Raw genomic sequence first — 26,068 nt, forward strand, 5'->3', positions numbered from 1 at the left:
TGAAAGGGAGTGGGGCTCCATGAATGCTGGAATTATAGGAATCGGAAGATATCTTCCTGAAAAAGTGGTAACAAATGCTGATTTGGAGAAAATAGTTGATACTTCTGACGAATGGATCCGGACCAGGACTGGAATTGAAGAGAGAAGAATTGCGGATGACAGCATAGATACATCAGATATGGCCTATGAGTCGGCATTAAAGGCATTGGATAATGCAGGCATTGAAGCAGAGGATTTAGATCTGATTTTAGTTGCAACGGTTACACCGGATAAACCCTTTCCATCTGTTGCCTGCATGCTCCAGGAGAGGCTGAAAGCAAGCAAGGCGGCGGCAATGGATATTAGTGCTGCATGTGCAGGATTCATGTATGGTATCATAACGGCAAAACAATTTATTGAAACTGGGACATATAAAAATGTTTTAGTAGTAGGTGTAGAAAAGCTTTCAAAAATTACAGACTGGAATGACCGTAATACTGCCGTTTTATTTGGAGACGGAGCAGGTGCAGCTGTAATTGGGCAAGTCTCGGATGGCCGGGGAATATTATCATTTGAATTAGGAGCAGATGGCACTGGCGCAAAGCATCTATACCAGGATGAATATATCATCATGAACGGGCGTGAAGTGTTCAAATTCGCAGTCCGCCAAATGGGTGAAAGCTGCATCAACGTACTTGATAAAGCTGGATTATCCAAAGAGGATGTAGATTTCCTAATCCCTCATCAGGCTAATATCCGCATCATGGAAGCTTCCCGTCAAAGATTAGAACTCCCTGTTGAAAAGATGTCCAAAACAGTGGATAAATACGGAAATACTTCTGCTGCATCTATTCCGATTGCATTGGTGGAAGAACTGGAAGCGGGTAAAATTAAGGATGATGATTTGCTTGTGATGGTCGGCTTTGGCGGAGGGCTGACCTGGGGAGCCATTGCGATGAGATGGGGAAGATAAGATACCTCATTTTAAATATGATGATAATTTAAAAGGAGCTGCATCAAAATGAATAAAAGAAGAGTTGTCGTTACAGGCATCGGAGCTGTAACACCGCTTGGAAATAATACAGAGACGACATGGAACAATATTAAATCAGGGGTTTCAGGCGTTGGCCCTCTGACTAGATTAAATGCAGATGAATATCCAGCTAAAGTTGCTGCAGAGGTAAAGGATTTTAATCCGGAAGATTTTTTTGATAAAAAAGATGCTCGAAAAATGGACCGCTTCACACATTACGCTGTTGCTTCATCCATGATGGCTGTTAGAGATGCAAACCTTCAGATTACAGATGAAAATGCTCATCGCATCGGTGTTTGGATTGGTTCAGGCATCGGCGGAATGGAAACATTTGAAAATCAATATGAAATATTTATGAAACGTGGATACAGAAGAGTCAGCCCATTCTTCGTGCCAATGATGATTCCGGACATGGCAACTGGCCAAGTCTCGATTTATTTAGGGGCAAAAGGGTTTAACTCATGTACAGTGACAGCATGTGCCACTGGTACAAACTCAATCGGAGATGCCTTCAAGGTGATTCAGCGCGGCGATGCCGATGCAATGATTTCAGGCGGTGCAGAAGCGCCAATCACAAAAATGTCTGTAGCCGGGTTTTGTGCGAACACCGCGCTTTCAACCAATCCAGATCCAAAAACAGCGAGCCGACCATTTGATCAAAATCGTGACGGGTTTGTTATTGGAGAGGGTGCGGGAATTGTAGTACTTGAAGAACTTGAGCATGCACTTGCACGCGGTGCAAAAATTTATGCTGAAATCGTTGGATATGGCGCTACCGGGGATGCTTATCACATCACTGCACCTGCTCCAGGCGGAGAAGGCGGAGCAAGAGCCATGAAAATGGCGATAGAAGACGGCGGTTTAAAGCCGGAAGATATCGATTATATAAATGCCCACGGTACAAGTACTGATTATAATGATAAATTTGAAACATTGGCAATCAAAGAGGTGTTTGGAGAGCATGCCTATAAATTGGCAGTAAGCTCGACTAAATCAATGACAGGACATCTTCTGGGAGCTGCAGGCGGAATTGAAGCCATTTTCACAGTTCTGGCACTGAAGGAAGGAATCCTTCCGCCTACCATTAATCTGGAAATCCCGGATCCTGAATGTGATTTAGATTATGTTCCAAATAAGGCCAGGGAAAAAGAAATAACAGCTGCAATGAGCAATTCACTGGGCTTTGGCGGCCACAATGCAACCATTGTTTTTAAAAGATATGAATAAGAAATAACCAAAGCTGATTTAAGGGAAGTCAAACCTCCTTTGAATCAGCTTTTTTGATTAACAAAATCCTTATACCTACATATTATCGAGTATAAGGAGGTGCAGAAATGGGATAGTTAGAACAGATTTATGGCTCGAGGAAGGCTTTAAGGAACCTCTTAAAATATGTGAAAAGCTTACCGGCCCCTTCAATGATGATAATCCCCGAAAAATCTATGAGTATCTAACAGGCTTCGGCATGTATACACCTGACCGGTTCAGCAGGAATATTTTCAATGAGTTAAAAGAAAAGAAAGTGTGGGATCTGGCAAAAAACATTCACTTAAAATATAGGAGGAAGTGGGCGGGGCCTGACATCAATGTTTACATTTTCCCGTCTGCTGGAGGCGGACTATTTTCGCGTCATTCTGGTAAATCGGGAGTATCCTTTGCAAATATGCTCTTTCTGTTTCTTCCTTCAGAAATAGAAGAAGCTGAACTAGAGGCTTTATTTGTGCATGAATATCACCATGTCTGCAGAATTAACTCACAGAAAAAAAAGATTGAAGAATTTACGCTGCTCGATTCCATTATACTGGAAGGGCTTGCCGAACATTCAGTAGAAATATACTGTGGAGAGAAGTTCAGGGGATCCTGGTGCACCAGATATTCAAAAGAAGAAATCAGGAATTTCTGGGATAAATTGATCAAAGCTCAGTTGAAATTAAAAAAGAATGAGAGGCTCCATCAGAAGATACTGTATGGTGAAAGACCCTACCCTACATTACTTGGCTATGCTGCTGGCTACGAAATTATAAGGGAATTTAGAGAGAAAAAAAGTTTTTCTACAAAACTATCTTTTAGTGCGCCATCCGAATATTTTGTAGACCAAACTTTATATAAACTGGAGTCGTAATCGCTTTAAAGCCCTAAAATGCGGGCTTTTTTTTTAGTATAGAAAAATGAATTTTAACAAATTTTAAAAAAATCTTGCAATTGTAATAACTTTGTAATAATATTTTAGACAAATAGAATGAATTAACAGAATAATTCGAAAAGGTAAGAGGTGTCCTATGAGCACAAATCCCCGTCAACATAAAGACGCACCATTACTAGAGGTGAATAATTTAGAAACGGCTTTTTCCATAGATGGTACATTCTATAATGCAGTTGATAATGTTTCTTTTAGAGTTAAACCCAGACAAATAGTTGGAATCGTAGGAGAGTCGGGCTGCGGTAAATCTGTAATGAGCCTCTCTGTCATGAAGCTCCTGCCTAAGGGCATTGGTCAAATCCGTAATGGAGAAATCATCTTTGACGGTGTTCATTTGGAGAAGATGACAGATTCAGAGATTAATAAAATCAGGGGAAAAGATATCGCGATGATATTCCAGGAACCTATGACTTCTTTAAATCCCGTTTTCTCTATCGGGTTCCAGCTGCAGGAAGTATTATTCAATCATATGAAAATCTCCAAAAGAGAAGCGCGGCTTAAAAGTATCGCACTTCTAAAAAGTGTGGGAATTTCAAGACCTGAAAAAATTGTAGATGAATATCCGCATCAGCTTTCAGGAGGCATGAGGCAAAGGGTCATGATCGCCATCGCCATTGCCTGCCAGCCGAAGCTGCTGATCGCCGATGAGCCGACAACTGCCCTGGATGTAACTGTACAAGCCCAAATTCTTGAACTTCTAAAAGAAATCCAGGAAGTCAATGATATGTCTGTCATACTGATTACACATGATCTTGGTGTTGTGGCCGAGATGTGTGATGAGGTAATTGTTATGTATGCAGGGAAGATAGCAGAGCGGACTGATGTAGATTCCTTATTTCACAATCTAAAACATCCGTATACTCAGCTCCTGATGGGAGCTATTCCGAAAATGGATGAAGAAGTGGAAAAGCTAAGCACAATAAAAGGAATTGTGCCTTCATTAAAAAATATGCCTAAAACAGGGTGCAAATTTGCGGCGCGCTGCCCTAAGGCAATGCCTGAATGCCTGACAGTTACACCTCGATTGGCAGAAAATGAAGCAGGACATGAGGTTGCCTGTCTGCTTTACGAGACAAGCCAGCCAAAACAAGAGGTGAACACATGATGAGTACAGAACATAATAATACAGCTGTTTTAAAAAAGGATAAAAGCAGCAATGAAGTGCTATTAGAGGTTAAGAACCTAAAGACTTACTATCCAATAAAAGGAGGAATCCTGAGAAAGACTGTGGCGGTCGTTAAAGCTGTCGACGATATTTCCTTTGAAATTAAGAAAGGGGAGACGCTGGGGCTGGTGGGAGAATCAGGCTGCGGAAAATCAACCGCAGGCAGAACGATCCTCAGACTCCTAGAACCAACAGACGGACAAATCATATTTGACGGACAGGATATCACAAATGTAAGAGGAACCAGCCTGAGGAAAATCCGCCAGGACTTCCAGATGGTTTTCCAGGATCCTTATGCATCATTAAATCCCACGATGATGGTTGGGCATCTTGTGTCAGAGCCCATCAGGAACTATAACAGCAAATCCGAAAAAGAACTTAAGCCGGAAGTAATGGATCTTCTTGCGAAAGTTGGGCTGCCTGAAGATGCTTACTATAAATACCCGCATGAGTTTTCCGGCGGGCAAAGACAGCGTATCGGAATCGCAAGGGCACTGGCTTTAAGACCAAAGCTCATTATTGCGGATGAGCCTGTTTCCGCCCTGGATGTATCGGTCCAATCTCAGGTATTGAATCTGCTGAAAGAGCTTCAGGATGAATTTGATCTTACTTTCTTATTTATTGCCCACGATTTGAGTGTAGTTAAACATATGAGTGACCGGATAGGGGTTATGTATCTGGGAGGCCTTGTAGAAGTCGCTGAAAAGGACAGCCTCTATGCAGATCCTCTGCATCCATATACTCAAGCTCTAATATCCGCAATCCCGGAACCGGATCCGCGCAAGAAAAAAGAAAGAATCATTTTAGAGGGCGATGTGCCAAGCCCGATTGATCCTCCAAAAGGATGTACATTCCATCCGCGCTGCGCACATGCAATGCCGGAGTGCCAGAGTGTAAAACCGCACTTAAAGGAGGTGAAGCCTGGGCATAGAGTCGCTTGTCACTTATATAAATAAGGCTTTGTCAAAAAATATTTTTCGGGGGGAAACCAATGAAGAAGTCAGCATTATGGCTGCTTTCGCTTCTGCTTGTCATGTCTGTATTCCTGGCAGCATGTTCCGGCGGCGGAGAGAAAGCCAGCACTGATAAGGAACCAAAAGATGATGGGAAAGCATCAGGAGAAGCTCAAGAGGGTGGAACAGTAACATTCGGTTACACTCAGCCATTCAAAGGTGTTTTATCTTATGCTTACTATGAGGGTGAAGATGATGTAAATGCCTTGAAATTTATGCATGAAGGCATCTTTAACACAAGCGAGGAATTGACTACTGTTCCTGGTTTAGCTGATTGGGAAATGTCTGAGGATAATACTAAACTAACAATTAAGTTTAAAGAAGGCATTAAGTGGCATGATGGAGAAGAGTTAACAGTTGAGGATTTGGAATATGCTTGGTACTTAATAGCAGACCCAACTTATGAGGGAGCTCGATTTGCTAATGTGGAAATGATTAAAGGAGCTCAAGAGTACAAAGATGGAAAAGCTGATAAAATTGAAGGTATTAAAATAATTGATGATTATACTATCGAGGTAACAGTTAAATCACCTACTGTTAACTTAATTGATAATATTTGGTCATATCCCGAACCAAAACATTATTATGGAGATATCTCTTCTAAGGAACTTCCTGATTCAGATCAAATTCGCAAAAATCCAATTGGCATAGGACCATTTAAAGTAAAGAATATTGTACCTGGAGAAATGATCGAATTTGAACGTTTTGATGACTACTGGCAAGGTAAGCCAAAGTTAGATGGTATTGTTTACAAAATCATTGATGGATCTCTTACGCAAGGTTTAGTACAAAACGGAGAAATCGATGTTATTGAAGCTCCAAAAGATCAGTGGGAAACAATTAAAGCTCTTGATAATGTGAATCCTCAAGAAGTGGACGCATTGTCTTATAGCTATATAGCATTTGACTGGGGTCATTATGACACGAAGAAGGGTGTAGTTGTTTCTGACAACAAGAAGTTCCAAAATAAGAACCTTCGCCATGCAATGGCACACGCCATTGACCGTCAGGCATTCATCGATGGTTTCGCAAACGGTTTAGGAAAACCTTTAAATACTCCTTTCCCTTCAGTCTCATGGGCGAAAATTGATGAATCAGAAATCAATGCTTACGAATTTGATCAAGAAAAAGCAAAGAAATTACTTGACGAAGCAGGTTATGTTGACAAAGACGGCGACGGCTTCCGTGAAGATCCAGAAGGCAAGCCATTCACAATTAACTTTGATGCAATGGCAGGCGCTGAAACTTCAGAGGCCCGTGCTCAATTCATCCTGCAATCCTGGCAGGAAGTTGGCTTAAATGCAAAGCTTAACGGCGGTTCACTCAAAGATTTCAACCTATTCTATGACACGATTGAAGCAGATGATCCATCAGTTGAAACATTCATGGGTGCATGGGGACTTGCCAGTGATCCAGATCCAGCTGGCATCTGGTTGTCTACTGACAAATGGAATATGTGGAGATGGTACAGCGAAGAGTCTGATGCACTTATTAAAAAGGGGGTAACTTTCCCAGAAGATCCTAGCAAGGATGTTAAAGAACACAGACAGGAAATTTATAACGAATGGCAAAAGCTAGTAAATGAAGAATTACCAGTTATTTTCTTTGAACAGCGTGTAGATGCTTGGGCTGTTAATAAGCGTGTTGGTGGAGTTAAGTTGTACGCGGACGGAGTTATGCCAAATGAAGTTTATAATTGGCACATTGTAGAGTAATAGAATTAAAAGAACCTGTATTCCTTGGGGGAATGCTCCTCCAAGGAATACAAGTTTAACCAGCGAATAAATTTTTGTTTGGTAAGGGGAATGGAAATGCTACAGTACACAATTCGAAGACTCATAGGTATGATTCCAATAATTTTCCTTATCTCAGTAGTGGTATTTACTTTGGCTAAGCTTATGCCTGGAGATGCACTATCTGGAAAAATTGACCCTTTAAACTCAGATCCGGAGTATATTGAAGAAATGCGTGAGAAGATGGGATTGAATGATCCTATACCTGTACAGTATGTCCGCTGGATGAGTGGAGTGGTCCAAGGAGATTTTGGAGATTCATTTATTCATAAACGCCCGGTTATGGAATTAATTGGTGACCGTTTGCCGAACACAATAATTTTAGGATTATCAGCACTTGTAATCACTTATTTATTAGCCTTTTTAATGGGCCGGTACTCTGGGCGATTTGCCTATAGCATTGGCGATTATCTAATTTCTGCCTTTAACTATTTAGCACTTGCAATTCCCAGCTTTGTTGCAGCTTTGGTTGCCATTTATGTTTTTGCCATCAATCTTGGATGGGTTCCGGCCAGTGGAAGTATCGGCAGCGGGGTAGAAGCAGGGACACTGGAATATTACTTAAGTAAAGCAAAACATACAGTTTTGCCGGCTATCGTCCTGGGAGCCATGGCTACAGCCGCTTATACACAGTTCTTAAGAAATGATATGATCGAAAGCTCTCGCAAGGATTATGTTCGTACAGCAAGAGCTAAAGGTACGAAGGAATCTGCGATTTATAATAAGCACATTCTAAGAAACTCAATCATACCTATTGTTACTCTGCTTGGATTCGATATTGCCAACCTATTTGGAGGGGCAATTATCACAGAAACCATTTTCACATACCCTGGAATCGGTTATTTATTTGTAGAATCAGTTCATGCCCGTGATTATTCTGTTATGATGGCGATTACCATGATGCTAACCATTTTAACACTAATTGGAAATTTAGTTGCAGATTTACTTTATGGTTTAGTAGATCCGCGTATTCGTTTAAGTTAGGTAGGTGAGAGTATGGAACCGTCAATTTCACAGCAAACTTCGCCTGGTTTAGCAGAGCCTGTTAAACCTCCGAAGAGTCAATCACCATGGGCTCTCGCCCGCCGCAAGTTTTTGCGCAATAAAGCAGCAATGATCAGTCTTGTTTTCCTGCTGCTGGTCTGTGCAATGTCCATATTGGCTGAGCCGCTGACTATGCCGGTTGAGGAGACAGCTAAGATCAATTTAACACAAATGAGCAAAGAACCATCTGCCGAGCATTATTTCGGTACGGATAAGTCTGGTAGAGACGTATTTGCCCGTACATTGCATGGCGGCAAAACTTCACTCCTGCTTGCGTTTTCAATTACAAGCGCTGTAATAGCATTAGGTACACTCGTAGGTGCCACAGCAGGATATTTTGGCGGATGGGTCGATAATGCTCTTATGAGATTTACGGATTTTATGATGAACTTTCCATTTTTGCTCTTTGTAATCGTTTTAAAATCTATTTTTATCGAATCAAGCACTGGTACCTTGATTTTTGTAATCAGTGTTTTAAGTTGGACCGGTACCGCCCGTCTTGTGAGAAGCAAGGTTATGGCAGAAAAGGAAAATGAATATATTATGAGTGCCGTTTCAATCGGCTGTTCAGCGCCAAAAACGATCTTTAAGCACTTGTTGCCTAATGTGATGTCGACCATTATCGTCCAGGCGACGATTACCCTGGCGGCAATGATTGTGGCAGAAACAGCACTAAGCTTTCTGGGATTCGGTGTACCTATGAACATTCCAACCTGGGGGAACATGCTTCAGGAAGCAAGGAGCCCTGATGTTTTAACCAGTAAATGGTGGATATGGATTCCGCCAGCTGCGGTTTTAACATTTACCATTCTATCGATCAACTTCATTGGTGAAGGCTTAAAAGATGCGTTCAACCCTAAATCCAATAGATAGCCAAAAAAACGCCTATAATCAGGCGTTTTTTACTGTCTTCAGGCAAATAGCTTGTACATATCCGAACTGAGTTTTTCATATACATGTAAAAAAAGACTGGGAGTGAGTTTATGGCAGCAATAAAACCTTTTATGACTCACAAATATTGTAAAGAACATGTTTTTTAGGGCATTTTGGCTTTTAACGGGGTTTGGAGTTTCTGTTTCGGGAGGAGTCAGTGTTATAGGGTATTTAAATTTGCTTACAACTGGACATACCTTCAAAGAATATTGGAATTTTATCACCTATCGTCCAGAATGCTATTTGCTTCCGATCGGAATCTTTATAATAACAATGAGCATATATTTACCCTATTCAAATGAGGATGATTAAAAGTCGTCTCATCAAATATAAGGAATGTTAATTACAAAAAATGGATTGCGAGTGCAATATAGGAATAATTTTACTGCCTGATGCCCATACTGAGTGACAAATAGTTTGTTGAAGTGGGGGTTGAAAAATGTTGTATCTTCATGATGTTTGGGTGAATTGGTTTGAAGGAGAAGAAAATGGATACAATGTATGCCATTTTCATGAATGGAGAAAAGATGATGGCGTAGAACTGCTTGACCAGGTTCCGCTGCTAAAGATTGACCCGGTCCTTTTTAATTATATTGAAAATGATCTTTCTGAGCTGCCACAACAACTGCTTGATGACATTTATCAAAAAGCTTACTTAAGGAAAAATCATGAACGAATCCAATTGGAGTATTGCTTTGTTGTATCAGATGGGACAGGCATATTGGCTGTAGATACAATCGGCTACAATATTCCAATCAGAAAAAGCAGGTTAATACCAAGGCAGGAGCAGCTGGCATATGAAATGCTGGAAAACCAGGAAACGGCTAATTACTCTTTTAATGATCAAACAGCATTGAAGGAATTCCATATTCTTTCTCCTTCTCCGGACTTGATGGCAGGTCTGACAAGAAAAGAAAGACAGCTTAAACAGCTTCTGTTTATGGCGCTGGATCAGCTTCATTCCTCCAAAAATGATGCTGAAATCCGTTATTGGTATACGGAGTGGAGCCCTGAACGTTATACGAAAATACAATCAATGAATTTCGAAGAGGCCTGGTATGAATTATTTGATGAAAGTAAATACGGCTGGTCAAGTAAACATGAAAAGTTTTGTGAAAACTTAATAAAAGGACAGCCGTTTTTTGAGAAGTTGTGGGAAATGGAGCATGGTCCAAAAGTAAATTAAAAAAACAGCCCAAGGCTGTTTTTTTATTTTCTCTTTCTGCCTAGTCCCATGGCGTTTTCCATTTTTTTAATCATTTTGTATGCGACTCTATTAGCTTTTTCTGCTCCTTGATCAAGTACAAGATCAAGTTCTTCTGATTCCATTAATGCATAGTATTTATCCTGAATAGGTTTAATTGTTCCAATAACAATATCAGAAAGGCCGGCTTTAAATTCCCCGTATCCTTTGCCTTCATATTCTCCTTCGATTTCCGCAACGGTTTTACCTGAAAGTATTGAGTAAATGGAAAGGAGATTAGATACTCCTGGTTTGTTTTCCTTATCATACTTAACAATGCCTTCAGAATCTGTTACGGCACTTTTTATTTTCTTTTCAATTTGTTGTGGGTCATCTAATATTGAAATAAATGATTTTTTATTTGGATCAGATTTGCTCATTTTCTTTAATGGATCCTGAAGTGACATTACTCTTGCGCCTTCTTTGGCGATTCTGACATCTGGAATAGTGAAGATGTCATTGTACTTCTTATTGAATCTCTCAGCAAGATCGCGGGTTAATTCCAAGTGCTGTTTTTGATCCTCTCCAACCGGAACCAGGTCTGTATTGTATAGAAGGATATCTGCAGCCATCAAAGGGGGGTAGGTCAGCAGTCCTGCAGATACGGCATCTTTACCTTCTGATTTGTCTTTGAACTGAGTCATGCGCTCGAGCTCACCGATGTAAGAAACACACTGCATCATCCAGCCTGCCTGGGCATGGGCTGGAACTTCCGATTGGATGAACAGTGTGGATTTCTCAGGGTTGATTCCAACAGCCAAATATAGTGCAGCAAGACTTCGAATGTTTTTCCTCAATTCCAGTCTGTCCTGGGGAACAGTTATGGCGTGCTGATCAACAATGCAAAAATAGCAGTTGTAGTCATTCTGCAGTTCAACAAATTGTTTCATGGCACCAATGTAATTGCCAAGGGTAATTGTGCCGCTGGGCTGGATGCCGGAAAATATAGTTTTCATGTTTTTCCTCCTTTAATCGGCTTAAAAGATCATGAATTGTCAGGCGTTGAAGAGAAATTTTTGTTGTAATCATAAAAAAGGCATAAAAAAGAACCATTCATCCCTATTAAATAGGGACGAATGGTCCGCGTTGCCACCCTAATTACTCAAATACTGAGTCACTCTGCCCTATGCAGAAAAATGCATAGGTCCCCGATAACGCAGGGAAGCGCCTAAAAAATTCAGAGGCTCAAAAGTCCATTCGATTTACCGGGCTGCCTGTTTCCACCTTCCACAGACTCTCTGCTAAACCCTGGGTAAATGTACTACTCTTTTTTCATTGCCGACAAGATAATTTAATTTTACTGTATTATATTATAAGGTAAACTATACCGATACAAAAATCAAGCTCATAATAAGAATTTTGAGGGCAGTCATAGCCTGCACTTAAAGGCTTTGTTTTACCAATATGCGGCTGAAAATTCCTAGTAAAAAATAGCAAAATAACTAAAAAGAAAAATTTTTTTATTATCTCAAAAATCTTAATTTATAAGACCTTTTGACGAAAAATGTCGTACTTCACGGAATTGCATGTACAAAAAGCCACTTGCAATAAGTTTTTAAACTATTTATAATAAACGTAACAAACATAATCTTTACGAATTTGTTACATTTAAAACAAAACTATATCACTCCAGATAGCGAGAATATGGTGCATATTAGTAAGTTTATAGCTTACATATTATAGATTACACCTTTTAATCTGAATTATCAGAATATAAGGATAATCTATCTTTAAGAGAATATAAACTTGCTTTTTTTGTTGCCTTCTAAATAGTCTGCAAATTTTTTAAATTGAATTAACAGACTATTTAAGTAATATATCTGGGGCGCACAGTTGTGTTTTTCATGAAAGGCAAATGGTAAAGAGATTGTTTGAGGAAATTAATAGGGGGTTAATACCGTGAACAAAAGATTATCGATCTTTTTTAGCATGCTGCTTGTGCTAAGCATGTTCCTTGCTGCATGCAGCGGCGGCGGAGACAATGCTGACGGCGGCGAAAAAGGCGGAGATGACGGCGGAAAGTCTGATGTACCGCAGGAATTAAGAGTAAATATCAACACTGAACCACCATCATTAAACCCAGGACTTGCAGAAGATTCAACTTCTGGAACTGTGCTTCGTAACGTGTTAGAAGGTCTTACTCGCATCAATCAAGATGGTAAGCCTGAGAAAGCAATGGCAGAAGACATCAAAGTTTCTGAAGACGGAAAAACTTATACATTCACAATTCGTGATGCAAAATGGTCAAATGGCGATCCTGTAATCGCTAAAGACTTTGAATATGCTTGGAAATGGGCATTAGATCCTGCCAACAACTCAACTTATGCATACCAGCTATACTACCTTGAAGGTGCTGAAGCTTTCAACACAGGCAAAGGTGAAAAGGATGCTGTTGGTGTTAAAGCTATCGATGATAAAACTTTAGAAGTTAAATTAGTAAATCCAACACCATATTTTGAAGAATTGACTGCTTTCTATACTTATCTGCCAGTTAACAGCAAAATTGCTGAAGCTAACCCAGAATGGGCAACTGACGCTGGTGAGAATTTCACTACTAACGGTCCTTTCCATTTAGTTGAATGGGCTCACAGTGACAAGATCGTTCTTGAGAAGAGCGAAACATACTGGGATGCTGAAACAGTTAAGCTTGACAGCATTGAAATGATTATGATCAATGATCCTAATACTGAATTATCTATGTTTGACAACGGTGAACTAGATTGGGCTGGAGCTCCAACAGGTGCCCTTCCAACTGACGCTATGCAGGCACTTAAAGACGAAGGCCGCTTAGTTACTCAGCCGATTGCAGGTATTTACAACTACAAGTTCAATACAACTGTAGAACCATTTAATAATGTCAATATCCGTAAGGCGTTTGCACATGCTATCAACCGTCAGGAGCTTATCGATAACATCCTTCAGGGTGAGCAGCTTCCTGCAATGGCAATTGTTCCACCTTCAATGTTTGAAGAAAACGAAAAGGGTTATTTCCCTGATAATGATGTAGAAAAGGCTAAAGAATATTTACAAAAAGGTCTTGAAGAGCTTGGATATAAAGATGCGTCTGAACTTCCAGCTGTAACTCTTTCATACAATACTTCTGAGGCGCACCAAAAGATTGCACAGGCAATCCAGGATATGTGGAAACAGAACCTTGGCGTAGAAGTAACACTTGATAACGCAGAATGGAATGTATTCCTTGATAAAGTAAACCAAATGGATTACCAGGTAGCTCGTATGGGCTGGTTGGGTGACTTTAACGATGCTATCAACTTCTTAGAAATGTACCGTGACGCTGATGGCGGTAACAACAATACTGGATGGGAAAGCAAAGAGTTCCAGGATCTGCTTGCTAAATCTGCAACAGAAACTGACCCTGAAGCTCGCCAGCAATTGTTGAAGGATGCTGAAGCAATCTTCATGGAAGATATGCCAGTAGCTCCAATCTATTTCTACACTAACAATTGGGTACAGGCTGAAAACCTTAAAGATGTTGCAGTATCCGGTCTTGGTGATGTTCAGTACAAGTGGGCATACTTTGAATAAAAAATAGTGATTAAGACGAAAGGTATATGGGATTAACTGTCCCATATACCTTCGTTTCTGATTAAGGCATAGTAATAAATTGGAGGTGTTTGACAATGGCAAAATATATTGGAAAACGCTTGCTGTACATGCTTCTGTCCTTATGGATGATCGTTACGGCAACTTTTTTCTTCATGCGCATTGCACCCGGAAACCCTTTTGCATCTGAGAAAAAACTTCCTCCCGAAATTGAAGCTAACCTGAATGCTCATTTTGGCCTGGACAAGCCTTGGTATGCACAATATTGGGAGTATCTTGTTCGTATCGTGAATTGGGATTTCGGACCGTCATTTAAATACAAAAGCCAAACTGTTAACGACTTGATTAATGAAGGTTTCCCAGTTTCATTTCTTCTTGGAATGGAAGCCATTTTTATCGCCGTTGCAGTCGGAGTTCTTTTAGGAATTATTGCCGCATTAAAGCACAATAGATGGCCGGATTACACAGCAATGATTGTAGCTGTATTAGGGATCTCAGTACCTTCCTTTATCATGGCATCATTCCTGCAATATTTCCTGGCAATAAAAATGGGTATTTTTCCTGTAGCACGGTGGGAAACTTTTATGCACAGCGTCCTGCCAGCAGTGGCATTGGCTTCAACACCAATGGCATTTATTGCGAGGCTGACTCGTTCGAGCATGCTTGAAGTTCTGGCGAATGATTATATTAAAACTGCTAAATCAAAAGGTTTAAGCAGGGGAGTAATTACAGTAAAACACACAATTCGTAATGCCCTTTTACCAGTAGTAACTTATATGGGGCCATTGACAGCGGGGATTTTAACAGGAAGTTTCGTTATTGAAAGAATCTTCGGTATTCCTGGACTTGGTGCGCACTTTGTAACTAGTATCAACAACCGTGACTATACGGTCATAATGGGTGTAACCGTTTTCTACAGTATTCTGTTGCTTGTATCTATTCTCCTTGTTGACATTGCATACGGAATCATCGACCCACGCATCAAACTTGCAGGCGGGAAGAAAGGAGAGTAATTATGCAGATTTCGAAAGATAAGTTTAAGTTAGTCGGAACACAGCTTGGTGAAGCTGAGAAAATTTCAAAACCAAGTCTTTCTTTCTGGAAGGATGTATTTATTAGATTTCGAAAAAACAAGCTTGCCCTGTTTGGATTAGTGTTATTAGGACTTCTGATCTTCATGGCAATCTTTGGACCATATATGACTCCATATGATTATGCATCAAATGATCTAAGCAACAAAAACCAGCCGCCTTCTTCTGAACATTGGTTCGGAACGGATGATCTTGGCCGTGACATGTTTGCCCGTACTTGGGAAGGTGCGCGAATTTCCATCTTCATTGGAGTTGCAGCAGCTGTAATTGATTTGATTATTGGTGTGCTTTGGGGCGGTATTGCCGGTTATAAAGGCGGACGCACAGATGAAGGAATGATGCGCTTTGCCGATATTTTATATGGTGTACCTTATCTATTATTAGTAATCTTGTTAATGGTTGTACTTGGACAGGGATTGTCGACTATGATTATAGCCATGTCCATAACTGGATGGATCAATATGTCACGTATTGTCCGTGGTCAGGTGTTATCTCTTAAAAATCAGGAATATGTCCTGGCTGCCAAAACGCTTGGTGCGGATACAAGCAGGATTATGGCCAAACACTTAATTCCAAATTCAATGGGGCCTATTCTAGTCACAATGACGCTGACTGTCCCTTCTGCTATTTTTACAGAAGCATTCTTAAACTTTATTGGTCTTGGATTAACACCGCCGATTGCGAGCTGGGGAACAATGGCCAATGATGGACTTGCGGCTATGCGTTACTACCCATGGCGCTTATTCTTCCCTGCTGTGTTTATCTGCTTAACGATCTTTGCATTTAACGTGGTTGGCGACGGCTTGCGTGATGCTCTAGATCCAAGAATGCGTAAATAAGGAGTGAGAACATGGAAAAATTACTTGAAGTAAAAAATTTAGAAGTCTCATTCCAAACATATGGAGGTACAGTAAAAGCAGTCCGTGGAGTCAGCTTTGACCTTCATAAGGGAGAGACGCTTGCGATTGTTGGTGAATCAGGGTCAGGCAAAAGTGTTACTTCCCAGTCTATTATGAAGTTAATACCTATGCCGCCCGGCCGAATTTCAGGCGGGCAAATACTGCTTAGCGGTGAAGACATCGTACCCAAAACAGAAAAGCAAATGGAAAAGATCCGCGGTAAAGAAATCAGTATGATCTTCCAGGACCCAATGACATCATTAAATCCGACGATGCGAGTTGGAACACAGATAATGGAAGTGCTGATTAAACATCAGAATATGTCTAAAACTGATGCCAAAAACAGAGCAATTGAATTGCTGAGACTTGTTGGTATTCCGATGCCTGAGAAAAGGGTAAATCAATATCCTCATGAATTCTCCGGCGGTATGAGACAGCGTGCGATGATTGCGATTGCCCTTGCAGCTAATCCAAAGCTGCTTATCGCTGATGAGCCGACAACTGCACTTGACGTTACGATTCAGGCACAAATTCTGGAACTTATGAAAGATCTGCAAAATAAAATGGATACATCCATTATCTTTATTACACATGACCTCGGTGTAGTGGCAAATGTTGCGGACCGGGTAGCTGTAATGTATGCTGGCCAGATTGTTGAAATGGGTACTGTAGATGAAATATTCTATGACCCGCGTCATCCTTATACTTGGGGATTGCTTGCATCCATGCCTAGCTTAGAGAATGATGAGAAAGCTGAATTAGCTGCTATTCCAGGGACACCTCCGGATCTGACGGATCCTCCAAAAGGAGACGCGTTTGCAGCCAGAAATCAATATGCACTTGCAATTGATTTTGAAGAAGAGCCGCCGATGTTCCAAATCTCAGAAACACATTTTGCAAAAACATGGCTTCTTCACCCGGATGCTCCAAAGGTTGAGCCGCCGGAAGCAGTAAAAAAACGTATGCGCCAATTATCCTCCACTTTTGAAAAGCCTGTAGTAGTTAAGGAGGGAAAATAATAATGGCAGAAAAATTGCTCGAAATTAAAAACTTAAAACAGCATTTTAATGTAGGCCGTCCGAATATGGTAAAAGCAGTTGATGGGATTACTTTTGATATTTATAAGGGAGAGACCCTTGGACTTGTTGGTGAGTCTGGCTGCGGTAAATCAACTACTGGACGAACTATTATCAGATTATACGATGCAACAGATGGGCAGGTTCTTTTTGAAGGTGAAGATGTTCACGGCAAAAAATCTGCAAAAGAACTGAAAAAGTTTAACCGGAAAATGCAAATGATTTTCCAGGATCCTTATGCTTCCTTAAACCCGCGTATGACGGTTGCCGATATTATTGCTGAAGGAATCGATATTCACGGCTTGGCAAAAAGCAAAAAGGAACGTATGGAGAGGGTTTACGAACTTTTGGACACTGTCGGTCTGAACAAAGAACATGCTAACCGTTACCCTCATGAATTCTCTGGCGGACAGAGACAGCGTATCGGGATTGCCCGCGCGCTTGCGGTTGACCCTGATTTCATTATTGCCGATGAGCCAATTTCAGCATTGGACGTTTCCATTCAGGCTCAGGTAGTAAACCTTATGAAAAAACTGCAGCGTGAAAAAGGATTGACATACCTGTTTATCGCACATGATTTATCTATGGTTAAATACATCAGTGACCGCATCGGTGTTATGTACTTCGGTAAACTGGTTGAACTTGCACCAGCTGAAGATTTATATAATAACCCTATGCACCCTTATACTCAATCACTGCTGTCAGCTATTCCGCTTCCAGATCCAGAAACAGAACGTACCCGCAGAAGAAAATCTTATGATCCAGCAGTTCACAATTACGCTGACAATGAAAAGCTGGAAATGCGCGAAATAACACCTGGTCATTTTGTTTATTGCTCTGAAAAAGAGTATAACGAATTAAAAGCTAAATATGCCAAATAACAAAAAACGATCTCGACTGAGATCGTTTTTTACATCCTGGAAAAGTAAATGTTCGCTATAAAGGAATTACCAAGATGTAAATTACCCAGTCAAATGTGTAGAGAGTGGAAATTCTCTTTAACACTTTTAATCGCTAATGTGTACTTTTCTATATAATACATCATTTTCCTGAATATTACTATGAGAATTTTCAATTATTTATATTTTTCCATCAATTTGTTTATTTAAACAGGATTTTGATATTTTTTTAATAAAATTGGTTTAAAGAACACTTTTAAAGATAATTTAGTATAAAGATAGTTCTTAATTCTTTGAGATAATTTTATAATGAAGGTATCAAGCAGAATACTAAGAAAAGGGGGCATAACATGTGAACAAGACATTAAAGTTAGGTGCAGCCTTAATGTTAGTATCAGCTTTATTCATATCAGCCGATCCAAGTGAGGCAAAAGAACAGGAAAATAAGGAAACAGGACAAAACCCCCAAAGGGAACATGTTTCGCTGGTGAAAACCCTTCCGGAAAAAGTAAGCCGTTTTCAATTTGATTCCGGCTATCATTTTCAATATCCAGATGCTGTAAGGGGCATATATGTCACCGGACATTCAGCAGGGGGTGAAAAGTTTAATAAATTGGTGAAATTGATGGATGATACCGATTTGAATGCGATGGTAATCGATATTAAGGACGATTGGGGCAACCTAACGTATATTCCAGAAGACAAATCACCATATAATGATATCGGCAAGTCTTACATAAAGGATCCAAAAAACGTCTTGAAAACTATGGAAGAAAAGCAAATTTATCCGATTGCAAGGGTAGTCGTTTTCAAGGATTCAGTTCTGGCGAATAAAAAGCCTGAATGGTCGTATAAAGAGGGAAATACAGTATGGAAGAATGGCAGAGGTGAATCCTTTGTAAATCCATTTTTAAAAGAAGTTTGGGATTACAATATTGGAATTGCAATCGAAGCTGCAAAAATGGGATTTCAGGAAATTCAATTTGATTATGTCCGATTTCCTGAAGGTTTTGAACACCGCGATAGCTCCTTGAAATACAGTATGGGTGACTACGAAGATCTTAAAATTGAAAATGTAAAAAAGCGTGTAAGTGCGGTTACTGACTTTGTCGAGTATGCCAGGAAGCAGCTTGAGCCATATGGAGTAAAGGTCTCGGTTGATATCTTTGGCTACACGGCGACCCTTCCTGAAGCACCGGGAATAGGCCAAAATTTTTCTAAGATCTCAGAACATGTGGATGTAATTTCTTCTATGATTTATCCAAGCCACTGGACATCTTATTTTAGCATAGCCAAACCGGACCTGGAACCTTATAAGCTTGTTTCTGAATATGCTAAACTTGAGAATAAAAAGTTGGGAGAGTTGGATAGTCCGCCTGTTTCCAGACCATGGCTTCAGGACTTTACAGCTTCTTATTTAGGAGCCGGAAATTATAAGAAGTATGGAAGAACGGAAGTTGAAGCGCAAATAAAGGCACTGAACGAACAGGGGATTAATGAATTCCTTTTATGGAATGCAGGTAATTCGTATACACAAAACGTGGATTATACACCATAAAAGCAAGAAAGAGGCCGATTATTTCGGTCTCTTTCTTGCTTTGTTTATCAATTAATTAAGTTACATATTATTTGACACGAATTTTGTATACGGTATCATAGTATAGAGGCATGGGCTACTGCTTTTTTTGTCCGCCTACGCTTTTCCATCCAGTCTGCACCCTTGCGGATTGATCCACGAATTCGGATTTATTTTTACCGCCAAAAAACTTTTCTCCAATACCATTAGTTAGTACACCTAACAAGGCAGTAAATCCAATTATGAGCAGTGCAACAATTGTTAAATCAGTTATGTAACCAACCATGATAAACCTCCATCTTTCTTTTCACAGTCTCCTGTGATTAGTTAGTGTATAAACATCCCTAATCTTATTTTATTCGAAATTTTCCAGTATTAAAAGGGGAAATTCCACAAATACTTAATCTGATTGGAAATAATACAAGTCTAAGTATAAAAGAAAGTGGAAAGGAAAGCTGGGAGCTTATCATGCTGGAATAAATATTCATGCTCTTTAAATAATACGTTGTTTGACGGGCATAAAAGGAGAAGATCCATGCATTGGTATGAAAAACTGAATCAATATTTCCCAATTGAAGAAATGAAATCAAGAGAACATATGGAAACCTTATTAAAGGAACGGTCAGACATCTATCATAAAGATGAAGGTCCACACCATGTACTTATGTATGTTGAACTGGATAACTTTGTGTTTATTGATTATCTGTTTGTTTCGAAGGAATCCAGAGGACAGGGACTTGGCCATAAGTTACTTCAAACACTTAAAGCCAAAGGCAAACCGATCATATTGGAAGTTGAGCCGGTTGATTATGAAGACACGGATACTGAAAAGCGGCTCAAGTTCTATAAAAGAGAAGGATTTGAGCACGCACAATCAATTGGGTACAGCCGGCGGTCTCTTGCGACCAATGAAATCAATACAATGGAAATTCTATATTGGTCCCCTGAAAACGAAAGTGAAGAAATGATTTATGAAGCCATGAAGAAAACCTATGAAATGATTCATACTTATAAGGATTCGCATTTTTATGGAAAGTCATATCAGCCTGTAGATGAGGTTTTGACTTATGAAGAAAATAAAAATGGAACGGATGTTTTAGAGGATTTATAAGTATTTGGAAAAACACAGTCATTTTTGTAAATGGCTGTGTTTTCATTTTCATTCATTAATTGAGAAAATATTAATAAGCACTTTGGTTTATTTAAAATTAACAAGGGTATATATAGAATAATTTAGTATAAACAAAAAAACTTCATACATAAAATTCCCCTTAGGCTCAGGCTTAAGTAACTTTATGGAAGCAATTATAACAAAAAACATTTAAAAAAATGAAACTTTTTGCTTGTTCATTCGTCTTATTAAGTAGATTCTAATTCTTAATCCATTTGTTTAATGAATGTTTAATACTTTTATCATATTTATAAAAAGTTATACCAAATAAATATTGTTTAGTGTATAATTAATAATATAAATTCCTTGATTAAAGTTATTTTAATCTAGAAGACTCTAGAAATATTTGATTAAACAAATATAATCTCTGATAGTTTCATATATGTCTAAATTTAAGGAGTGTGAATTTGTAAAATGGTCACATTATACACTTCACCAAGTTGTACATCCTGCAGGAAAGCTAAATCATGGTTGGAAGAGCATGAAATTGCCTATAAAGAACGAAATATTTTTTCAGAACCGCTATCGATTGATGAAATTAAAGAAATTCTTCGAATGACTGAAGATGGAACAGATGAAATTATTTCAACTCGCTCAAAGACATTTCAAAAGCTTGATGTAAACCTTGAATCAATGCCTCTCCAAGATTTATTTGAGCTAATTAAGGAAAACCCGGGGCTGCTTCGCCGTCCAATCATTCTTGATGAAAAACGTTTGCAGGTTGGATATAATGAGGATGAAATAAGACGTTTCCTTCCAAGAAAAGTCCGTACTTACCAGTTGCGTGAAGCACAGCGTATGGTTAATTAACAAAATGCATTTTATAATGCTTAAAATTGAGAGGCCTTCTTTCTGTTAACAGAAGAAGGTCTTTTTGTCTATTATGTGAAAAAAGAAAAAGGAAAATGGATATAATAAGAGAATATTTAATTAAGCCAAATGAGATAAGGTGTACCACCTGGGACAATATAGGCATTTAACGGTTTTTTTAAACATATGACTTTTTAATTCCCTTTATGATCAATTTGTCATAAAATAAAAGTACAAGGTACAAAATACATTTTACCTTCAATTTAATCGGGGATTAACCAATTGATTTACGGGTAAATGGATAACACATGACTGCTGGGGGTATTTAGTCCCTTCAATCATAGCCAGAAGGGAGAGTTGCTGCATGGAAATCGAACGTATTAATGATCATACCGTTAAATTTTATATTTCTTATCTTGATATAGAAGAAAGAGGCTTTGACCGTGAAGAGATTTGGTACAATCGTGAGCGGAGTGAGGAACTCTTTTGGGAAATGATGGATGAAGTCCATCAGGAGGAAGAATTTCTTGTTGAAGGCCCTTTATGGATCCAGGTTCAAGCACTAGATAAGGGTTTGGAGGTTCTTGTAACAAAAGCTCAGCTATCAAAGGATGGTCAAAAGTTTGAACTTCCTGTCCCGGATGAAAAAGTGAAAGATTTGCCTGTGGTTGAACATATAGAGGAAATGCTTGATCATCATTTCCGTAAATCCGATGATAATGATAACGAATATGTGGGAGATCTTGAGTTCCTATTATCATTTAAAGATTTTGAAGACATTATTTCATTATCAAAGCGGTCAATTCTTGATTCCATTACCACAAAGCTATATTCCTTTGAGGGGAAGTATTATTTATTCGCAGAGTTCCCTGAAGAGCTTTTTGAAGAGGATGACATAGATAACATGCTGAGTATTCTTCTTGAATTCGGGCACGAAACAAGTAAAACTATTCACCGTGTAATGGAATATGGTAAATTGATTATTGAAAGTGATGTTTTTGAAAATTTGAGAAAACATTTTAAATAGTAAATGAAAGTAGATTTCATATTTGAAATCGGCTTTTTTTGTATGCGAACTTTTTCATTGCAGCAATTAATGAGCATAAGAAAGAACTTTAAGAGAATATGTCGGATAAAAAGGAATTTAGCCATTAAAAATAGAACCATAAGGAAGAAAGGAGATGATCATTTGTTAGTTGCCTCAACAGAGAATGGGGTGCGAATAAACCTTATAGGTTCACACAGTATCCCTTCTTTACAGCAATACAGGGAAAAACACAACTTTTTCTGCCCGGAATGCAAAGAGAAAGTAATAATGAAAATCGGAAAAAAGAGAATCCCGCACTTCAGCCACAGTAAGGGTTCTGAATGTCCGGAAAGGTATGAAAGGGAATCAGAATACCATATTTCCGGAAAGGTGCTATTGTTTAAATGGCTAAAGAAAAAAGGTTTAAATCCAACTCTGGAGCCATATTATCCGGAAATATCACAGCGGCCGGATATCAGTGTCCATTATGAAGGTGTACATTATGCTCTGGAATATCAATGTTCAAGCATTTCGGAGGAGTTATTTATAAAGCGGACAGAAGCATACTTTCAGGCAGGCATCGTTCCAATTTGGATACTGGCTGGGAAAAGTATTAAGCGTATTGGAAAATCAAAAATTTCTTTATCTGGTTTCCAGTACCTATTCCTTCGGCAAACACCTTCAGGCCATTGGGTAATCCCTTCTTTTTGCCCCACCACAAAATCGTTTATCAATATTCACAATATCCAGCCCCTCACCGTCAGAAATGCCTGCGCGCATTATGATGTAAAACCTATTTTCCATGCAGAAGCAGATATATTATTTGATCCATATTTTAAAAATGATATAAATATAGATGAATGGAAGAAAGAGGTTCGGAAAATAAAGAATTCCCTTTCACAAAATAGCGGTGCTATTAAAAATAACTTTCTTCAGTATTTATACTCCCGCTCAATTGCTCCTGCGTTCCTTCCGCCTGAAATTGGCCTTCCTGTCCGTCATTCTCCATTTATAGAAACCTCACCTATACAGTGGCAGAGTTATTTGTTTATGGATATAATCGGCAAAGAGAGGCCCTTCTCACTTCCGCAGATGATTGCAGCCTTTTGCAACAGGGTAAAGAATAATGATATAAAAATCAGGTCAATCCCACTTGTGCAAACCGGGTCCGAAATCCATGCAATTAAAGAATATCTTGATGTCCTTATTAACTTAAACATTGTTAAACATGCAGAAAAAGGTTTATACAAAAAAGCTGCATTAAGCGGTGAGCCTGGTTATTACTCCGGTATAATCCAAATAGAGGACGATTTTTATAGAGGCATCACTCAAAGGATTTTGCAGGGCAAATAAATGAAAAAGACTTATTTAACATAAAATAATCAAAGACTTCCACTTTTGCTCTTTAAAAAGCAGGAACTTTTTTCTTCAAAGAGAAGATAGTGTAATGGGACTTTTGAATGGAGGATGAATTTATGAATAATGAAACAACTGTAAAGAAACTGCCGGCAAGGAATGAGATTTCACCTGAAGATACCTGGCGTTTGGAGGATATTTTCCGTTCTGATGACGAGTGGAACAAAGAATACAATGAAGTACAGAAGCTGATTCCGGATGCAGGAAAGTATCAGGGCAGGCTCGGGGAAAGTGCTGAAACATTATATGCAGCGCTTCAATTCCAGGATCATTTACTTTCGCGCCTTGGGAAGCTTTATACATATGCCCATATGCGTTATGACCAGGATACAACAAATTCATTTTATCAGGGATTGGATGACAAAATTAAAAATTTGTATTCTGAAGCTGCTAGTGCACTTGCCTATATTGTTCCTGAACTGCTTGCTGAAGATGAAGAGAAGATTGCCGGCTATTTAAAGGAAAAAACCGAGCTGCAATTATATAAACATTCCCTGGAGGAAATTAACCTACAAAGACCTCATGTATTATCTGCTGAGCAGGAATCCCTTCTTGCTCAGGCTTCCGAGGTGCTTGGGGCTTCCAGTAATACATTTGGCATGCTGAATAATGCTGATTTGGAGTTTCCGTCCATTAAAGATGAGAATGGGGAAGAAGTCGAAATTACTCATGGACGATTCAGCCGTTTTCTTGAAAGTGATGAGCAGCGTGTCCGGCATGATGCTTTCAAAGCTGTATATGAGACTTATGGGAAGTTTCGCAATACATTTGCAAGCACTCTAAGCGGAAACGTAAAAAAAGATAATTTCAACGCAAAGATCCGAAATTATGACTCCGCGCGCCAAGCTGCCCTTTCTGCGAACAATATTCCTGAAAGTGTTTACGAAAATCTGGTCAATACCATTAACGATAACCTGCATTTGCTGCATCGCTATGTCAAACTCCGCAAGAAGGTTCTTGGGGTTAAGGAGCTTCATATGTACGATCTCTACACTCCTTTAGTGAAGGAAGTAAAAATGGAGATTCCTTATAATGAGGCGAAAGATCTGATTTTAAATGGATTAAAGCCACTTGGTGAAGACTATTTAAATATTTTAAAAGAGGGTTTTGAAAATAGGTGGGTTGATGTTCATGAGAATAAAGGCAAAAGGAGCGGGGCTTATTCTTCGGGAACCTATGGCACCAACCCTTATATACTAATGAACTGGCAGGACAATGTGAACAACTTATTTACTCTGGCTCATGAATTTGGCCATTCGGTTCACAGCTACTATACAAGAAAATATCAGCCATACCCTTATGGAAACTATTCAATTTTTGTTGCAGAGGTTGCCTCTACTTGTAATGAAGCCCTCTTAAACGATTATCTGCTAAAAACAATTGATGATGATAAGAAGCGGCTGTATCTGCTGAATCACTATCTTGAAGGCTTTAGAGGCACTGTTTTCCGCCAGACCATGTTTGCAGAATTTGAACATCTTATTCATCAAAAGGCGCAAAACAATGAAGCCTTGACTGCAGATTCATTGACTAAAGAATATTATGAACTTAATAAGAAGTATTTTGGGGATGAAGATATCGTAATTGATGAGGAAATCGGCCTGGAATGGTCCAGAATTCCGCATTTCTACTATAATTATTATGTTTATCAATATGCAACAGGCTTTAGTGCGGCTACGGCATTAAGCAAGCAGATTCTTCAGGAAGGTCAGCCTGCAGTTGACAGATATATTGAATTCCTGAAGTCCGGCAGCTCGGATTACCCAATTGAAGTGCTAAAGAAAGCCGGAGTTGATATGACGAGCAGCAAGCCGATTGAAGATGCCTGCAAAGTATTTGAAGAAAAGCTTAATGAAATGGAAAGCTTGCTTTCTTAATAGTAAAGGTGCCAGGCTAAATTGCCCGGCACCTTTTGTGATGTTCAAAACCCCTTAAATCTCCTTCGGTCATTCAAATATAAACATAAGATCAGGAGTGAAATAAATAGAATAGGTGACGTAATGAAGATGGGTATAAGTTTCATGAGGCCAAAAATATTCAAAATAAAGGAGACTAAAATGAGCATCAGCATCAGAAATACAGGCAGCTTTTTCATATTGCAGTCTCCTCCTTGTACATATTTACAATTATTTTATG

General features: G+C 39.2%; 24 protein-coding genes and 1 other annotated feature. Of the genes, 21 read left to right on the forward strand and 3 right to left on the reverse strand.

Annotation, left to right across the window (positions count from 1 at the left end):
• Positions 1 to 19 precede the first annotated feature (19 nt).
• The 10 genes from BFI01S_RS04455 (at position 20) to BFI01S_RS04495 (ending at position 10,346) form a co-directional block, all read left to right on the forward strand.
• Complete coding sequence (locus BFI01S_RS04455; RefSeq protein ID WP_061791530.1) at positions 20 to 952, forward strand: beta-ketoacyl-ACP synthase III; 933 nt, start codon at positions 20 to 22, stop codon at positions 950 to 952.
• A 48-nt stretch (positions 953 to 1,000) separates the two neighbouring features.
• The gene (fabF, locus tag BFI01S_RS04460) at positions 1,001 to 2,239 is read left to right on the forward strand and encodes a beta-ketoacyl-ACP synthase II (RefSeq protein ID WP_061791531.1); all 1,239 of its coding nucleotides are present in this window, start codon (positions 1,001 to 1,003) and stop codon (positions 2,237 to 2,239) included.
• A gap of 238 nt (positions 2,240 to 2,477) precedes the next feature.
• Positions 2,478 to 3,134, forward strand: a complete 657-nt coding sequence (locus BFI01S_RS04465) for a DUF2268 domain-containing putative Zn-dependent protease (protein WP_061791532.1) — start codon at positions 2,478 to 2,480, stop codon at positions 3,132 to 3,134.
• 157 nt (positions 3,135 to 3,291) lie between these two features.
• Positions 3,292 to 4,317: an ABC transporter ATP-binding protein gene (locus tag BFI01S_RS04470; RefSeq protein ID WP_061791533.1), complete on the forward strand. Its 1,026-nt coding sequence runs from the start codon at positions 3,292 to 3,294 to the stop codon at positions 4,315 to 4,317.
• Positions 4,314 to 5,333 (forward strand): ABC transporter ATP-binding protein, encoded by a 1,020-nt coding sequence (locus tag BFI01S_RS04475; protein WP_061791534.1) that lies wholly within the window; start codon positions 4,314 to 4,316, stop codon positions 5,331 to 5,333. Before BFI01S_RS04470 ends, BFI01S_RS04475 begins: the two co-directional genes overlap by 4 nt.
• Positions 5,334 to 5,368: 35 nt before the next feature.
• Positions 5,369 to 7,105, forward strand: coding sequence for an oligopeptide ABC transporter substrate-binding protein (gene opp4A, locus BFI01S_RS04480; RefSeq protein ID WP_061791535.1), 1,737 nt, complete (start codon positions 5,369 to 5,371; stop codon positions 7,103 to 7,105).
• A 96-nt stretch (positions 7,106 to 7,201) separates the two neighbouring features.
• On the forward strand, positions 7,202 to 8,167 hold the full coding sequence (opp4B, locus tag BFI01S_RS04485; protein WP_061791536.1) for an oligopeptide ABC transporter permease: 966 nt from the start codon (positions 7,202 to 7,204) through the stop codon (positions 8,165 to 8,167).
• 12 nt (positions 8,168 to 8,179) lie between these two features.
• Positions 8,180 to 9,100 (forward strand): oligopeptide ABC transporter permease, encoded by a 921-nt coding sequence (gene opp4C, locus BFI01S_RS04490; RefSeq protein ID WP_061791537.1) that lies wholly within the window; start codon positions 8,180 to 8,182, stop codon positions 9,098 to 9,100.
• 156 nt (positions 9,101 to 9,256) lie between these two features.
• Positions 9,257 to 9,472 carry a YuzI family membrane protein gene (locus BFI01S_RS24730; protein ID WP_082804464.1) on the forward strand — a complete coding sequence of 72 codons (216 nt, stop codon included), beginning with the start codon at positions 9,257 to 9,259 and terminating at the stop codon, positions 9,470 to 9,472.
• A 127-nt stretch (positions 9,473 to 9,599) separates the two neighbouring features.
• Positions 9,600 to 10,346, forward strand: coding sequence for a YjbA family protein (locus BFI01S_RS04495; protein ID WP_048010961.1), 747 nt, complete (start codon positions 9,600 to 9,602; stop codon positions 10,344 to 10,346).
• Between the two features lie 23 nt (positions 10,347 to 10,369).
• Here BFI01S_RS04495 and trpS read toward each other — a convergent pair whose 3' ends face one another.
• Positions 10,370 to 11,359 carry a tryptophan--tRNA ligase gene (gene trpS / locus BFI01S_RS04500; protein WP_061791538.1) on the reverse strand — a complete coding sequence of 330 codons (990 nt, stop codon included), beginning with the start codon at positions 11,357 to 11,359 and terminating at the stop codon, positions 10,370 to 10,372.
• A gap of 109 nt (positions 11,360 to 11,468) precedes the next feature.
• Positions 11,469 to 11,688: a binding site (T-box leader), on the reverse strand.
• Positions 11,689 to 12,302: 614 nt separating this feature from the next.
• Between trpS and BFI01S_RS04505 the strand changes: the two genes are divergently transcribed.
• The 6 genes from BFI01S_RS04505 to BFI01S_RS04530 all read left to right on the forward strand — a co-directional run bounded on the left by BFI01S_RS04505 (position 12,303) and on the right by BFI01S_RS04530 (position 19,490).
• Entirely contained in the window at positions 12,303 to 13,949 is a 1,647-nt protein-coding gene (locus BFI01S_RS04505) for a peptide ABC transporter substrate-binding protein (RefSeq protein ID WP_061791539.1), read from the forward strand.
• Between the two features lie 95 nt (positions 13,950 to 14,044).
• Positions 14,045 to 14,980, forward strand: coding sequence for an ABC transporter permease (locus tag BFI01S_RS04510; RefSeq protein WP_048010958.1), 936 nt, complete (start codon positions 14,045 to 14,047; stop codon positions 14,978 to 14,980).
• Positions 14,980 to 15,897: an ABC transporter permease gene (locus tag BFI01S_RS04515; protein WP_061791540.1), complete on the forward strand. Its 918-nt coding sequence runs from the start codon at positions 14,980 to 14,982 to the stop codon at positions 15,895 to 15,897. The genes BFI01S_RS04510 and BFI01S_RS04515 overlap by 1 nt, the downstream gene beginning before the upstream one ends.
• 11 nt (positions 15,898 to 15,908) lie before the next feature.
• Entirely contained in the window at positions 15,909 to 16,976 is a 1,068-nt protein-coding gene (locus tag BFI01S_RS04520; RefSeq protein ID WP_035327232.1) for an ABC transporter ATP-binding protein, read from the forward strand.
• A 2-nt stretch (positions 16,977 to 16,978) separates the two neighbouring features.
• On the forward strand, positions 16,979 to 17,914 hold the full coding sequence (locus BFI01S_RS04525; RefSeq protein WP_061791541.1) for an ABC transporter ATP-binding protein: 936 nt from the start codon (positions 16,979 to 16,981) through the stop codon (positions 17,912 to 17,914).
• A gap of 403 nt (positions 17,915 to 18,317) precedes the next feature.
• Entirely contained in the window at positions 18,318 to 19,490 is a 1,173-nt protein-coding gene (locus BFI01S_RS04530) for a putative glycoside hydrolase (RefSeq protein WP_206698114.1), read from the forward strand.
• Positions 19,491 to 19,605: 115 nt separating this feature from the next.
• Here the strand turns inward: BFI01S_RS04530 and BFI01S_RS04535 are convergent, their stop codons facing one another.
• Positions 19,606 to 19,794, reverse strand: coding sequence for a hypothetical protein (locus BFI01S_RS04535; protein WP_061791543.1), 189 nt, complete (start codon positions 19,792 to 19,794; stop codon positions 19,606 to 19,608).
• A 249-nt stretch (positions 19,795 to 20,043) separates the two neighbouring features.
• Between BFI01S_RS04535 and BFI01S_RS04540 the strand changes: the two genes are divergently transcribed.
• From BFI01S_RS04540 to pepF, 5 genes are all read left to right on the forward strand, one after another.
• Positions 20,044 to 20,619, forward strand: a complete 576-nt coding sequence (locus tag BFI01S_RS04540; RefSeq protein WP_061791544.1) for a GNAT family N-acetyltransferase — start codon at positions 20,044 to 20,046, stop codon at positions 20,617 to 20,619.
• Positions 20,620 to 21,093: 474 nt separating this feature from the next.
• Entirely contained in the window at positions 21,094 to 21,489 is a 396-nt protein-coding gene (gene spxA, locus BFI01S_RS04545; protein ID WP_009331204.1) for a transcriptional regulator SpxA, read from the forward strand.
• A 364-nt stretch (positions 21,490 to 21,853) separates the two neighbouring features.
• A complete protein-coding gene (mecA, locus tag BFI01S_RS04550) occupies positions 21,854 to 22,516 on the forward strand; it encodes an adaptor protein MecA (RefSeq protein ID WP_061791545.1) in 663 nt (220 codons plus the stop codon).
• Between the two features lie 189 nt (positions 22,517 to 22,705).
• On the forward strand, positions 22,706 to 23,869 hold the full coding sequence (locus BFI01S_RS04555) for a competence protein CoiA (protein WP_235831099.1): 1,164 nt from the start codon (positions 22,706 to 22,708) through the stop codon (positions 23,867 to 23,869).
• A 122-nt stretch (positions 23,870 to 23,991) separates the two neighbouring features.
• Complete coding sequence (gene pepF, locus BFI01S_RS04560) at positions 23,992 to 25,809, forward strand: oligoendopeptidase F (protein WP_061791547.1); 1,818 nt, start codon at positions 23,992 to 23,994, stop codon at positions 25,807 to 25,809.
• 44 nt (positions 25,810 to 25,853) lie between these two features.
• On the opposite strand, the gene BFI01S_RS24735 is transcribed toward pepF, so the two are convergent.
• Positions 25,854 to 26,027 carry a hypothetical protein gene (locus BFI01S_RS24735; protein WP_488175167.1) on the reverse strand — a complete coding sequence of 58 codons (174 nt, stop codon included), beginning with the start codon at positions 26,025 to 26,027 and terminating at the stop codon, positions 25,854 to 25,856.
• Positions 26,028 to 26,068: the final 41 nt, after the last annotated feature.

This window comes from Cytobacillus firmus NBRC 15306, assembly GCF_001591465.1.
GTDB classification, from domain to species: Bacteria; Bacillota; Bacilli; order Bacillales; family Cytobacillaceae; genus Cytobacillus; species Cytobacillus firmus.